The sequence below is a fragment of the Candidatus Symbiopectobacterium sp. 'North America' genome, from assembly GCF_015762685.1.
Classification (GTDB): Bacteria; Pseudomonadota; Gammaproteobacteria; order Enterobacterales; family Enterobacteriaceae; genus Symbiopectobacterium.
In genome coordinates, this window is sequence record NZ_PEHF01000078.1 from 16,137 (window position 1) to 29,669 (window position 13,533).

General features: G+C 53.4%; 11 protein-coding genes, 1 pseudogene and 1 other annotated feature. Of the genes and pseudogenes, 4 read left to right on the plus strand and 8 right to left on the minus strand.

All coding sequences use genetic code 11. The features are described 5' to 3' along the window. The 3 genes from thrA to CS369_RS16230 form a co-directional block, all read right to left on the minus strand. On the minus strand, window positions 1–2,460 hold the full coding sequence (gene thrA, locus CS369_RS16220; RefSeq protein ID WP_196907911.1) for a bifunctional aspartate kinase/homoserine dehydrogenase I: 2,460 nt from the start codon (window positions 2,458–2,460) through the stop codon (window positions 1–3). Window positions 2,461–2,557: 97 nt separating this feature from the next. Beyond that, window positions 2,558–2,671: a sequence feature (Thr leader region), on the minus strand. Beyond that, window positions 2,613–2,702: a thr operon leader peptide gene (gene thrL / locus CS369_RS16225; RefSeq protein WP_196907912.1), complete on the minus strand. Its 90-nt coding sequence runs from the start codon at window positions 2,700–2,702 to the stop codon at window positions 2,613–2,615. (Overlaps the previous feature by 59 nt.) Before the next feature lie 67 nt (window positions 2,703–2,769). After that, on the minus strand, window positions 2,770–3,453 hold the full coding sequence (locus CS369_RS16230; protein ID WP_196907913.1) for a tRNA/rRNA methyltransferase: 684 nt from the start codon (window positions 3,451–3,453) through the stop codon (window positions 2,770–2,772). A gap of 773 nt (window positions 3,454–4,226) precedes the next feature. Between CS369_RS16230 and arcA the strand changes: the two genes are divergently transcribed. After that, the gene (gene arcA / locus CS369_RS16235; RefSeq protein ID WP_196907914.1) at window positions 4,227–4,943 is read left to right on the plus strand and encodes a two-component system response regulator ArcA; all 717 of its coding nucleotides are present in this window, start codon (window positions 4,227–4,229) and stop codon (window positions 4,941–4,943) included. A gap of 280 nt (window positions 4,944–5,223) precedes the next feature. Here the strand turns inward: arcA and CS369_RS16240 are convergent, their stop codons facing one another. Further along, window positions 5,224–5,871 carry a Qnr family pentapeptide repeat protein gene (locus CS369_RS16240; RefSeq protein WP_196907915.1) on the minus strand — a complete coding sequence of 216 codons (648 nt, stop codon included), beginning with the start codon at window positions 5,869–5,871 and terminating at the stop codon, window positions 5,224–5,226. A 215-nt stretch (window positions 5,872–6,086) separates the two neighbouring features. After that, complete coding sequence (creA, locus tag CS369_RS16245; protein ID WP_196907916.1) at window positions 6,087–6,572, minus strand: protein CreA; 486 nt, start codon at window positions 6,570–6,572, stop codon at window positions 6,087–6,089. Window positions 6,573–6,780: 208 nt separating this feature from the next. On the opposite strand from creA, the gene robA reads away from it, so the two are divergent. After that, a complete protein-coding gene (robA, locus tag CS369_RS16250; RefSeq protein WP_196907917.1) occupies window positions 6,781–7,647 on the plus strand; it encodes an MDR efflux pump AcrAB transcriptional activator RobA in 867 nt (288 codons plus the stop codon). A 12-nt stretch (window positions 7,648–7,659) separates the two neighbouring features. Here robA and gpmB read toward each other — a convergent pair whose 3' ends face one another. Then, window positions 7,660–8,310: a 2,3-diphosphoglycerate-dependent phosphoglycerate mutase GpmB gene (gene gpmB / locus CS369_RS16255; RefSeq protein WP_196907918.1), complete on the minus strand. Its 651-nt coding sequence runs from the start codon at window positions 8,308–8,310 to the stop codon at window positions 7,660–7,662. A gap of 51 nt (window positions 8,311–8,361) precedes the next feature. Between gpmB and yjjX the strand changes: the two genes are divergently transcribed. Further along, a complete protein-coding gene (gene yjjX, locus CS369_RS16260) occupies window positions 8,362–8,886 on the plus strand; it encodes an inosine/xanthosine triphosphatase (protein WP_196907919.1) in 525 nt (174 codons plus the stop codon). Window positions 8,887–8,935: 49 nt separating this feature from the next. Here the strand turns inward: yjjX and trpR are convergent, their stop codons facing one another. Further along, complete coding sequence (trpR, locus tag CS369_RS16265; protein ID WP_196907920.1) at window positions 8,936–9,265, minus strand: trp operon repressor; 330 nt, start codon at window positions 9,263–9,265, stop codon at window positions 8,936–8,938. Window positions 9,266–9,363: 98 nt separating this feature from the next. After that, a pseudogene (gene sltY / locus CS369_RS16270) lies at window positions 9,364–11,259 on the minus strand (murein transglycosylase). A 479-nt stretch (window positions 11,260–11,738) separates the two neighbouring features. Between sltY and ettA the strand changes: the two are divergent. Next, on the plus strand, window positions 11,739–13,406 hold the full coding sequence (gene ettA / locus CS369_RS16275; RefSeq protein ID WP_196907921.1) for an energy-dependent translational throttle protein EttA: 1,668 nt from the start codon (window positions 11,739–11,741) through the stop codon (window positions 13,404–13,406). Window positions 13,407–13,533: the final 127 nt, after the last annotated feature.

The window sequence follows — 13,533 nt, forward strand, 5'->3', positions numbered from 1 at the left end:
TTATACTCCTGACTTCCATGACAGCGTGCGCAACAGATCGGCAAACACACCGGCCGCTGTCACATCATTACCCGCGCCATAACCGCGCAGCACCAGCGGCAATGGCTGGTAATACTGGCTATAGAACGCCAGCGCATTCTCACCGTCTTTTACTTTGAACAGCGGATCGTTACCGCCCACTGCGCTAATTTGCACTTTGCAGCGCCCTTCTTCAATCACGCCGACATAACGCAACACTTTACCTGCTTCCCGTGCGTGCGCCACTTTTTCACTGAATTGCGCATCCAGCTCTGGTAAACGCGCCATAAAGGTATCGACATCGCCCGAAGCATCAAAGAACGGCGGCAACACCGACTCAACATCGATATCGGCCAGTTCCAGCTTATAGCCCGCTTCACGAGCCAGAATCAACAGCTTGCGCGCCACATCCATGCCGGACAGATCGTCACGCGGATCGGGCTCGGTGTAACCATTGGCTTTCGCCTGCAACGTCGCCTGCGACAAGCTCATCCCTTCATCCAGCTTACCGAAGATAAAGGAGAGCGACCCCGAGAGGATCCCGGTGAAACGCAGCAACTCATCCCCGGCATTCAACAGGTTTTGCAGGTTTTCAATCACCGGAAGCCCGGCACCAACGTTGGTGTCATACAGGAACTTACGGCGTGATTTACCGGCAGCGCTGCGCAGTTGCTGGTAATAGCTCATGGAACCGGTGTTAGCCTTTTTGTTTGGCGTGACGACATGGAAGCCATCGGCCAGGAAGTCAGCATACTGATCGGCCACCGCCTGATTAGAGGTACAGTCCACGATAACCGGGTTAAGCAGATGGTACTCTTTCACCAGACGAATCAGGCGACCCAGATTAAAGGGTTCGCGCGCCTCATTCAGCGCTTCACGCCAGGAGTCCAGCGCAATGCCGTTAATATTGGTCAGCAAGGCTTTGGAGTTGGCAATACCGCAGACGCACAGATCGATATGTTTCTGCTTCAGCCACGGCTGCTGGCGATGAATCTGCTCCAGCAAAGCACCGCCCACGCCGCCTACGCCGATAACGAACACATAGATCACCTGATCGGTATTAAACAGCATCTGGTGCGCCACACGCACGCCAGTCACCGCCACGTCGTTATCCACCACCACAGAGATAGAGCGCTCGGAGGAACCCTGCGCAATCGCGATGATGTTGATATTGGCACTGGCCAATGCGGAGAACAGGCGGGCAGAGAGGCCGCGCAGAGTGCGCATACCGTCACCCACCACAGAAATGATCGCCAGACGTTCGGTAATATCCAGCGGCTCCAGCACGCCGTCTTTCAGTTCCAGATAGAATTCATCTTCCAGCGTTTTCTTGGAACGGGCCAGTTCGCTTTGCGACACACAGAAGCTGATGCTGTACTCGGAAGAGGACTGCGTGATCAGCACCACCGAGATGCCCGCACGGGACATTGCCGCAAACACGCGCGCTGCCATCCCCACCATGCCTTTCATGCCTGGGCCGGAGACGTTAAACATCGCCATATTGTTCAGGTTGGTGATGCCTTTTACTGGATATTGGGTATCAGTGCTGTCTAAACCAATCAGTGTGCCGGGCGCTTGAGGGTTTTCGGTATTTTTAATCAGGCAGGGAATTTGGAACTGGGCGATGGGGGCGATGGTACGGGGGTGAAGCACTTTGGCGCCGAAGTAGGAGAGCTCCATCGCCTCCTGATACGACATTGACTTCAGCAGTCTCGCATCAGGCACCTGACGCGGGTCACAGGTGTAGACACCGTCCACGTCAGTCCAGATTTCACAACAATCGGCGCGTAAACAGGCGGCCAACACGGCGGCAGAGTAGTCAGAACCGTTGCGGCCCAGTACCACCAGTTCCCCTTTATCATTACCCGCCGTGAATCCCGCCATCAGAATCACGTGATCGGAAGGAATGCCTTGCTCGGCGATACGGTGCGTGGATTCCGCGATATCCACGGTAGACTCCAGATAATGTCCCTGCGCCAGCAAGCGTTTTACCGGATCGATAACCGATACCTTATAACCGCGCGCCTGGAATACCGCTTCCATGATGGCAATGGAGAGTTTCTCGCCACGACAGATGATACTGACGTTGACGCTGTCCGGGCACTGCCCCAGCAGTGAAATGCCGTGCAGAACCTGCTTCAGTTGACCCAGCTCTTTCTGTACCAGCGTGGACAAGCGTTCATACGGGAAACCCGGCTGCGATTCCGCTAGCCCTTTTAGCAGAGAAGAAAAGATAGTTTCGGCATCGTTGATATGCGGCAGAATATCTTGGCCCGCAACGGTTTTATCAATCATCGCCACCAGGTGGTTGGTGATTTTCGCCGGGGCAGACAGTACGGTGGCTACCTGCTCCTGACGCGCATTGCTCTCGATGATATCGGCAACGCGCGCAAAACGCGCCGCATTCGCCACGGAAGTCCCGCCAAATTTCAACACTCGCATTTTTATCTCTTCTCCTGAGTTTCAGTCACCAAAACGCGCCGTGCGCTTTTGGCTGCCGCTGCTGGCAGCCCGGGTCGGCAGAGCCTGCTCTTCGCCGTAAAAAAAAGCCCGCACGGTTTAAGTGCGGGCTTTTTCAGATTCTTTTTTACGCGTCAGACCGCACCGTTACTGGTAGTAATGGTAATGGTGGTGGTGGTGGTCAGGCTGATTTGACGCATGCGTAAAGGACTCTCGATCAACAAATCGGTTTCTATCCTCTATTAGTTAAGGCAATCGCGACATGAAGTCAATGGATTTCTTTTTTTCATCTCACTTCAGTGCCTTCTCAATATCGTGTAGCAGCGTATGCAGCATGGCGGTATCGCGTTGCTGTAACAGCCCGATACGTTGCATTAGCCAATCACGCAGTTTCTCGTCATCGTCTACCTGCAACGTCACCAACAGCTTTTTCAGCCGATGACGCAGTGCCACCAACTGCCCGGCTTGAGCGGCTTCGGCAGTCTCTGCCTGTACCTGCATCAGTTGCGCCAACTGGTAACAATAGACCATGACGGCCTGCCCTAAATTTAGGGACGGGTAGTCTGCCTGCATCGGCACACCCGTCAATATATCTGCCAGCGCCAATTCATCGTTGGTGAGGCCAGAATCTTCACGGCCAAACACCAGCGCTGCCGAACCGACCCACTGCTGTTTCTCCTGCATCAGCTCGAGCAATTCTGTCGGCGTGCAGTAATAGTGAAACCTGGCTCGCGAGCGCGCCGTCGTCGCGACGGTAAAATCCACGTCGGCCAATGCATCAGCCAGCGTAGGGTAGCAGGTCACATTATCCAGAATATCACCGGCCCCGTGCGCCACCCGGCGTGCACCTAGCTCAAGGTGTGCCTGACGGTCAACAATACGCAGTGAATGAAATCCCATGTTTTTCATGGCTCTAGCTGCCGCCCCCACGTTCTCTGGGCAAGCTGGCGCGACCAGCACAATAAAAAACTGCACAAAACCTCCAAAGAAGAGAAAATGGCTGACGAACGTGCGATACCCGGTATGCGCCGTCCCCCACGCGGTCGTTTAATTTAACATAAATGAAACATTCGAGCGTCACCTTACGGTAAAAAATGCGGGTCAGGCTTAAAAAGGGATAAAAACCAAAAAACTCATTACATATGCTTTAATATCAATGAATTATATAATAACCATTGCTAGATGACGTTTCGCGTTCGTTGCGGTCGCTTGCGCTGCTGAATCGTATCCAAATCAGGCAGATTGTGACTTAAGCTGGCAATCTTATAAGTATTTTTCACAAAATAGTTAACCTGCTACAATGAAATTTGATATATGTCAACGGAACCGTAGATTTGTGAGCGATCAAAATCGGCGCTTACTGTTATGTTGCTGTTAATAAGGTTAAACTATGTACCACTTTAGGCTTAGTTGAGTTAGCCTGATTATCATCTGATATCGGCGGTTATCACGTAGAAAGCACTGGCGCTGCCCGCGCAACTGATTCACGCGGAATTTTGTCAGCGTCAGGCAACCGATACGCGGAGATGTCGTTGCTGTAGCAACGTGCCGCATCGGGTGAAGTCAGGCATGCACCAGGAACGTATTTGCGTACTTTAGTCTACATTGCGAGAGTGAGCGTGTTCTTTTCGCCTCAAGCTCCGGTAAGAGCCCAATAACCTCGCACCACGCGTGCGCGCACGAAAAGACCGATGGCGACTTCTGTACTTCCGAATTCTATAATTAGTTGGCAATTTTAGGTAGCAAACATGCAGACCCCGCACATTCTTATTGTCGAAGACGAGTTGGTAACTCGTAACACCCTCAAGAGCATCTTTGAGGCTGAAGGATATGTCGTTCACGAAGCCACTGACGGCGCTGAGATGCACCATATTCTGTCCGAACATGATATCAATCTGGTGATCATGGATATCAATCTGCCCGGCAAAAATGGCCTGCTGTTGGCACGCGAACTGCGTGAACAGGCCAGCGTCGCGCTGATGTTCCTGACCGGACGTGATAACGAAGTGGATAAGATCCTCGGCCTGGAAATAGGTGCGGATGATTACATCACCAAACCGTTTAACCCACGTGAGTTGACTATCCGTGCGCGTAATTTGCTGTCCCGTACCATGAATGTGGGCGGTGTGAGCGAAGAGCGTCGTCTGGTAGAAAGCTACCGCTTCAATGGTTGGGAACTGGACATCAACAGCCGTTCGCTGATTAGCCCAGCGGCTGAGCAGTACAAACTGCCGCGCAGCGAGTTCCGTGCGATGCTGCACTTCTGCGAAAACCCCGGCAAGATTCAGACCCGTGCCGAACTGTTGAAGAAAATGACCGGCCGCGAGTTGAAACCGCACGACCGCACCGTCGACGTGACGATTCGCCGCATCCGTAAGCATTTCGAATCCACTGCCGATACGTCGGAAATCATCGCGACCATTCATGGCGAAGGCTACCGTTTCTGCGGCGATCTGGAAGACTAACGTCGCGCCTCCAGTGACAAATGACAGGCCGCCCTACTCCCACCGTCATTCCCGCGAAGGCGGGAATCTCTTGCAGGTGAAACGCGTTTCTTCTGGCAGAGATCCCCGGCTTTCGCCGAGGATGACGAGGTAAAGTGACATTGTCATCAGTCTGAGGCCGAAACCCTCCAGGTTTCGGCCTTTTGTTTTCGACTCAGATTCCGCTCTCGTCAATCGCTTTTATGCCTGTTTTCATTCGCGCCCAGCGCGTTACATTCAGCGGCGAAGTATCAACCCCGTTCTAGCCTTGTAAAATAATCCCTAAATCCATCAGAACTTGACCTGCCTGATTCATATCAAGCTTCACGCCGTCGAGTTCGGTATCCCTGATATTAAGGTTCCCCAATTCAGCGCCAGTGAGATCACAAAATCTAAAATTAGCTGAGCGCCAGTCAAACTCGTTAAATTCCCCGCCTGAGAGATCTGATCCAATAAAGGAAGCACCAAGTACATTTGCCGCCGTCCAGCGATTTTCCCATAGTTCACATTTCTCTAATACGGCTTTTGAGAAGTTGGTATAGCTAAGATTTGATTTAATAATGAAAGCACTGCAAAACCAAACTCGCTCTGTAATTTTGTTCATGAAACTGGCGCTACGGAAATCGGCTCGCTGCGCACAACACTTTCTGATTTCAATACCAAATGCCTCTGCAAACTGGAAATTACACAGGCTCATATCGCACCCAATAAATCTCGCTTCCTTGAGTACCGAATGCGTAAAATCACAGCCAGTCTGGCTTTCATCGTCATAAAAATGGCAATTTTTAAACACAGTTTCTGTGAGATCTGCACGTGAGAAGTCACAATTAATGAACCGACATTCGCTAATGGTATTCCCTGTCAGTTCATTAAGAGAGAACTTTTGTTCTGTGCAGATCGTTGAATTCATTGTTTAAACCCTGATTGTTATGTCTTATATACGTTGATGAGGCATATCAGTCGCCGCATAATCTGACAATGTCTATTCACGCCCTACCGTCATTTCCACGCAGGCGGGAATCCCTTGCAGGTGAAACGCGTTTTTCTCACAGAGATCCCCGGCTTTCGCCGAGGATGACGAGGGGAAAATGGCTTTTTCTGTCTCAGCAATGATTCCCTAAGACACTACTCGCTCGTGCCCCAGGGAATGATCGGCACAGCGCTCAAGGCGTTTTTTGGCGAGCCGTCGACCAAACGATCGGAGTACGTCAGGTAGACCAGGGCGTTACGTTTCTCATCATAGAAACGAACCACCTGAAGTTTTTTGAACACCAGTGACGTGCGCTTTTGGAACACCATCGTGCCACTATCATCACTTTTCTTTATCTTATCCGACAGCGTAATCGGCCCAACCTGCTGGCAGGAAATGGCGGCATCGGAGGTATCCTCTGCCAAGCCTAACCCCCCCCCTTTGATGCCGCCGGTTTTAGCACGGTTCAAATAGCAGGTAACGTTCGCAACATCAGGATCATCAAAGGCTTCCACCACAATTTTATGGTCTGGCCCCAGCAGTTTGAAAACCGTATCTACAGAACCAATCTGTTCCGCCCTGGCGATGCTACCTACGCCCAACAACGCGAAACAGGCTCCCATGATTAATGCGTTTTTCATCGATATTTCTCTCTGTCTGGAAACAAGTTACAGGGGCTTTTCCCCCTCTGACGATGCTGTTACTAGATATAGGGCTAAAGTATGCAAATTTCACCTGATTGTTTGTATTAATTATTCAAAAATCTTAAGCGGTGACAACAGCAAAAAGTTGCTATGATGCCTGATCTCTATGCGCTTCGTGCTTTGTGTGTTCTATCGAGGATGTTCTATGGATCAAGCCAGTATCATACGTGACCTGCTCAATTGGCTGGAAAACCATCTTGACCAGCCACTGTCGCTGGATAACGTGGCAGCAAAAGCCGGCTACTCCAAATGGCACCTGCAACGTATGTTCAAAGATGTCACTGGGCACGCTATCGGCGCGTATATTCGCGCACGCCGGTTGACCAAAGCCGCGGTGGCACTGTGTATGACCGGCAGACCGATCCTTGATATCGCGCTGCAATACCGCTTCGATTCACAGCAAACGTTCACCCGCGCTTTTAAAAAGCAGTTTGCACAGACGCCAGCCTCTTATTGCCGTGCCGAAGAGTGGAATACCTATGGTATTCGCCCTCCTTTGCGCTTGGATGAATTTACGCTGCCTCAGCCCGAATTTGTCACACTGCCAGATACGCAACTTGTGGGTGTCACGCAAAACTGCAACTGTTCTCTAGAGCAGATCTGTAATTTCCGCACGGAAATGCGCGTGCACTTCTGGCGGCAGTATCTGGGCGAGGCCAAGTGCATTCCCCCCTTGCTGTATGGCTTGCACCACGCCCGTCCGAGCAAGGATAAAGAAGACGAGCATGATGTGCTCTATACCACTGCGGTGGAGCCGGAGCACGTCCCTGAAGGGGTTCACCCCGGCGAGCCGATTACGCTCCCCGGCGGCGAGTATGCTTTGTTCGTCTATGAAGGCCCCACGGATGCGCTACAGGATTTTATTATCAGCCTGTACGATACCTGCCTGCCCACCTTCGAGCTGACGCGTCGCGATGGCTGTGACGCAGAGCGTTTTACCCCGAATGGCACGAAAGAAGAGGGACCACCGAAAGTGATCTGCTGCGAATACCTGATCCCTATCCGTCGCTAAGCGCGCGCACCGTTAACGCTGGAGTTCATCCAATGCCGGGGTATCAAGATGAGAAACATCCCCGGTGGTTTCCACGACCCAGCCGGACGCCAACCACGGGCTCTGCTGATAATCGATGCGGGAGAGCGAGCAGTTACGCAACCGCAAACGGCGTTCCGCGCTGGCGGGCAGCCCAAGTATGGTGCCCAACAAGCAGCCGAGGGCCATACCATGACTGACCAGCAGCGGACGACTGCCAGGCGGCAGCGCCAGACAGCGATCGAGCACCTGATGCATACGCGTTGCCATCTCCGCCATGGATTCCCCTTTGGGAATGCGGCCATCCGGCGTACCGTCCAACAGTTGCTTGCGCCAGGTTTCCTCCTGCGGACTGAGGGTGTCTATGTCACGCATTTCCAGCACGCCCATATTCAGCTCACGCAAATTAGGGTCTTCAACCACTTCACAGTGGTGGCAAGACCGCGCAATAATCTCGGTAGTGCGGCGCGTCCTCCCTAAATCGCTGGTAAAGATATGCGTGATGCCTAGCGTTTTAACACTGTTCGCAACCTGATAGGCCTGCTGTTCGCCTTGTGCGGTCAACGGGCTGTCGGATTGTCCCTGAATACGCCGAGCCACGTTCCATTCCGTTTCACCGTGGCGAACAAGATATACCTGTAACATCGCTTTTTTCCATTATACTGCGTCAAATTAACTAAAAGAGTATGAACCGTTATGTACCATGTTGTCGCTGCCACTACCAACCCGGCAAAAATTAAGGCTATTACACTCGCATTCACGGATGTCTTTGGCCAAGAAAACTGTCGCATCGAAGGTGTTGATGTCGACAGCGGCGTTTCTCATCAACCCTTGGGTTCCACCGAAACGCGTACCGGAGCCCGCAACCGCGTTATGCGCGCCCGTCAGGTTCGGCCCGAGGCCAACTTCTGGGTCGGCGTCGAAGCTGGCATTGAAGAGAGCATGACGTTCGCCTGGATGGTGATTGAAAACCCACATCTGCGTGGTGAATCACGCTCCGCCAGCCTGGTGCTGCCGGAAAGTATATTACAAGGAATCAAGGAAGGAAGAGAGCTGGGAGACGAAATGGCACGTTTGACCGGCATTCAGGACATTAAACATCAGGGCGGTGCGATTGGCGTGTTCACCGACGGTAAACTGACGCGCACCAGCGTCTACTATCAGGCACTGTTGTTAGCGTTGGTGCCCTTCCACAACCTCATTTACAGCCAGCCAAGCTAGCCCGTTTAAGGGGCGCGATGCCCCTTAACCTCTACGACATCCCACAGACCTATTTGCCCTCAGGCAGCAGTTGTGTGTCCAGCCACTGTTTCAGCGCGGGCGATGCCGCTTTTAAACTGTTAGATCCTCGCGTGATGGTAGCAATACCGGCACCCAATTCGTTTTTCAATTCACGCTGGCTCATCTCTCCTCGCATCAGCTCCTGAATAATGCGCACACGCGTAGCAAGCGCCGTGCGTTCGTCCGGCGTCAACAACAGTTGCAACAGAGGGTGATGCAGATCCTCCGCCACGGAGAGCTTCACTAGCTCAACAAACTTGAGCCAATCTTCATTGCCGTGTTCGGAAAGCGCGGGATCGGTATGTGATAAAGGGGTCATAGCGGGCTGCCATACTCGTTAACGAGTACAGCAGCATAGCATAATCATTGGGAAATCACCGATATCGTGCGTGAAAAATCGCATCGGTAGCGCAACACCTAGTAATGCTGTCCCCACTCTGCTGACGTCAATACGCTGTCATTCTGATGCAGGAAATAGCGATAGAAGGCATCGTAGGCCAGCACGTTTTTCACATAGCCACGTGTTTCGGTAAACGGAATGCTTTCAATAAAGGCAACCGGATCGAGACGCCCTGCGCTGTTTTTCAGCCAGGTATTCACGCGCGAAGGACCGGCGTTATAGGCTGCACTGGCAAGGATACGGTTGTTATTAAAGGTCTGATAGACATCATCCAGATAAGTGGTTCCCAACAAAATATTGGTTTCGGGATCGAACAACTGGCTGCTGTTGACATAGCCGCTCAGGTTGCCCTTTTTCGCGGTATGCTGCGCGGTGGCCGGCATCAGTTGCATCAGGCCGGAGGCACCGACCGGCGAGCGCGCCTGCGGGTTTCACGCGCTTTCCTGGCGGGCAATCACCATCGCATAGCTCTGTTGAATGGCACGCCCTTGCGTCATTCGCTGGAAGGTGTCACGCCATGCCAGCGGGAAACGTTCTTCCAGATTGTCCCACAGCTTAGCCACAATGGTCGCCTGCACGCTGAGGTCAGCCCAGCCTTGATCAAACGCGTAACGCGCTAACGCCCCCTGACGCGGCTTATCGCTGTTCACCACAAGTTCTCCCCATTCGCTACGCGCCAGATTGTCCATGTTCCAGTACATCAATTCGCGCACGCGCGCAATTTCCGGCCGTTGTGCCAATGTCTTATCCGGGATGGACGAGGTAATGGTCAACGAATAAGGGATACCGAACTTCTGCGCGGCAACCATCGGGTAGAAGCCCCGTCCCTGCATCAGCGATCGCAGTATGGCTTCCCCATCCTGACGCTGCCCGTTATCTAACAGCAACATCGCTTGCCAGTAGCGCCACTCATCTTTCTGTAACGTCTCAGCCGGAAGTTTCGCGAGCCAGAAGCGCTGCCCCGCTTTATCTCCCTCTCCGAGCGTCATACGTACCCTACGTTCAATCAGGCAGGTGGATTGGCTGCGCTGCGTAACAGCATCACGCCAAGCGGCCTGTTCTGGTGTCGCACCGGTTCCCATCCAACGCCAGGCCACCGCTTCTTCCATCTCGCGGCGATCGGCTTCGCTCATTTTTTGCAGCCGCACCAATACGCTGATAAGCGCGCGGGCCCCCTCTTCATCCTGTCGAGCCAGTTGGCGGAAGGCGACCAGCGTGGCATTGCGCGTAAAATCAGTTGGCCCCACGTTGCGTGCAAAGCGCTCTACGGTTTTGGGGTCATTCTGTAGCTTCATCAACGCATCGCTGATGGTACGGTAATCAGGCGGAAGCTGTTTCACCAGATAGTTCACCAGCCCGGTGCTGCCTTCGTTCATTGCCAGCCGAATGCGCTCCAGTACGGCGATCGGCGTTTTTTCACCGGTGGCTTCCCAGACGGCGAACAGCTTATCGCAAGTGGTAGGCAGCGAACGGCCGGTCAGCCAGATGGCCTTTGCTTCATCCCACACGCCCTGACGCTGCCCCGTTGCGAAGCGGGCATAGAGGTGATTACAGTGCGCCGCAACCGGTTTGGGTGAGGTGGGCGCAAACGCCAGCAAGCCCGCCCAATCCTCGCGGCGCGCCAGTTCATTCACAAACAGGGATTTCAGGTTACGCGCAGGTGGTAACGTTGGATAACGCGCCGAGAATGCGCTGACGTCGCTGCTGCTCACCTGCCCCAGCGATTGTGTTAACGCGCGGTATTCCAGATAAGGATAAAGCGGGTAATCGCGCAAGGTTGGCATCAACGCCTGCACGGTATCCATCTGATTACTGTCCCACACCTGCTTAATCTGCTGATAAAGCTGACGTTGTTTATCCAGCGTATCCACCATGGCTGAGCTTGTAACCCCCGCCAGACACAGGATGGCAATGCGCGCTCAGCGCCCCATGTTACCCTTCATCCAAACCACCTCATCCCAAACGGTTATCGACATGCAATGTGCACATCACTGATACATTTCGCCTCAGAATGCCGCAGTCAGTGCAAACAAGGTGTTCGCATCAGCAAAATTTGCATCATCCAGACGACATTTGCTGTCCTCCAGTGTGGCACAGGATGCGCGGCGGCGATATGTCGTAAAAGGGAATAAAATGTCAAGCAACGTAAGGATAACCGTTTATAAATTCCGAGTAGGACACTATGCGCGAAAACGCAGCCCTTAGAGCCATTTCACAGAGTGACAGACAGTAAGGGATGATGGCTGGGATCGCACAGCGAAACCAGCTACACTCCGCATCAGCATAACGATAAATCGAAGAGGGCGACGCCCCACCTTCATCCATCGTTAACCTCGATGCAGCGCAGGCTACGCACTGCATCCTTTAACCCATAGAGAGGCGAAGTCGCAACGTGGCTCAATACGTCTATACCGTGCACCGCGTCGGCAAAGTGGTTCCGCCGAAGCGCCATATTTTAAAAAATATCTCCCTCAGCTTCTTCCCGGGCGCAAAAATTGGCGTGCTGGGCCTGAACGGCGCAGGGAAATCCACCCTGCTGCGTATCATGGCTGGGATCGATAAAGACATCGAAGGGGAAGCGCGTCCGCAACCCGGCATCAAAATCGGCTACTTGCCTCAGGAACCGCAGCTCAACCCGGAACACACAGTACGTGAATCCGTCGAAGAAGCGGTATCGGAAGTGGTCGGTGCGCTCAAACGTCTGGATGAAGTGTATGCACTGTACGCCGATCCGAATGCCGACTTCGACAAGCTGGCGGCGGAACAGGGTAAGCTGGAAGAGATCATTAAGGCGCACGACGGCCATAATCTGGATAACCAGTTAGAACGCGCTGCTGATGCGCTGCGCCTGCCGGAATGGGATGCCAAAATAGCCAAACTGTCCGGGGGCGAGCGCCGTCGCGTGGCGCTGTGTCGTCTGCTGTTGGAAAAACCAGACATGCTGCTGCTCGACGAACCGACCAACCACCTGGATGCGGAGTCCGTGGCCTGGCTGGAACGCTTCCTGCACGACTTCGAAGGCACCGTGGTAGCCATCACCCACGACCGTTACTTCCTCGATAACGTGGCTGGCTGGATTCTGGAACTGGACCGCGGCGAAGGCATTCCGTGGGAAGGCAACTACTCTTCCTGGCTGGAGCAAAAAGATCAACGTCTGGCGCAGGAAGCCTCTCAGGAAGCGGCTCGCCGTAAATCCATTGAGAAAGAGCTGGAGTGGGTGCGCCAGGGTGCCAAAGGCCGTCAGGCCAAGGGCAAAGCCCGTTTGGCTCGCTTTGAAGAGCTTAACAGCACCGAATACCAGAAACGTAACGAAACCAACGAACTGTTCATTCCACCAGGTCCACGTCTGGGCGACAAAGTGGTGGAAGTCACCAACCTGAGCAAGGCCTACGGTGAGCGCCAACTGATTGATGGCCTGTCGTTCTCGGTGCCCAAAGGGGCGATTGTTGGGATTATCGGCCCGAATGGTGCTGGTAAATCAACGCTGTTCCGTATGATGTCCGGTCAAGAACAGCCCGATGGCGGTACTATCGAACTGGGCGAAACAGTAAAACTGGCGTCGGTCGATCAGTTCCGTGACAGCATGGACAACAGCAAAACCGTGTGGGAAGAAGTCTCCGGCGGGCTGGACATCATGCGTATTGGCACCACCGAGATGCCGAGTCGCGCCTATGTTGGTCGTTTTAACTTTAAAGGTACCGATCAGGGCAAACGCGTCGGCGAACTGTCCGGCGGTGAGCTCGGTCGTCTGCACCTGGCGAAGCTGCTTCAAGTCGGTGGCAACGTGCTGCTGCTCGATGAACCGACCAACGACCTGGATATTGAAACCCTGCGCGCGCTGGAAAACGCCCTGCTGGAGTTCCCCGGCTGCGCCATGGTCATTTCCCACGACCGTTGGTTCCTTGACCGTATTGCTACCCACATTCTGGATTATCAGGATGAAGGCAAGGTGGAGTTCTTCGAAGGTAACTTCACCGAGTACGAAGAGTACAAGAAACGCACGCTGGGCGCCGATGCGCTGGAACCTCACCGCATCAAATACAAACGTATCGCGAAGTAATGTGCTGTTAGCACCGGGTGATAAAACACCCGGCCATACCCAACGCCCCGGTTATTGCCGGGGCTAATGAGATGGTCACCCCCACCCTGTAGCGGTACGCTGACAGGGTGTTTTTCTTTCAGGAGAG

Excerpts from the sequence above, each read along its gene's own strand:
- thrA (WP_196907911.1), bottom strand. The coding sequence starts at position 2,460 with ATGCGAGTGTTGAAATTTGGCGGGACTTCCGTGGCGAATGCGGCGCGT.
- arcA (WP_196907914.1), top strand. The coding sequence starts at position 4,227 with ATGCAGACCCCGCACATTCTTATTGTCGAAGACGAGTTGGTAACTCGT.
- CS369_RS16240 (WP_196907915.1), bottom strand. The coding sequence starts at position 5,871 with ATGAATTCAACGATCTGCACAGAACAAAAGTTCTCTCTTAATGAACTG.
- creA (WP_196907916.1), bottom strand. The coding sequence starts at position 6,572 with ATGAAAAACGCATTAATCATGGGAGCCTGTTTCGCGTTGTTGGGCGTA.
- robA (WP_196907917.1), top strand. The coding sequence starts at position 6,781 with ATGGATCAAGCCAGTATCATACGTGACCTGCTCAATTGGCTGGAAAAC.
- gpmB (WP_196907918.1), bottom strand. The coding sequence starts at position 8,310 with ATGTTACAGGTATATCTTGTTCGCCACGGTGAAACGGAATGGAACGTG.
- yjjX (WP_196907919.1), top strand. The coding sequence starts at position 8,362 with ATGTACCATGTTGTCGCTGCCACTACCAACCCGGCAAAAATTAAGGCT.
- trpR (WP_196907920.1), bottom strand. The coding sequence starts at position 9,265 with ATGACCCCTTTATCACATACCGATCCCGCGCTTTCCGAACACGGCAAT.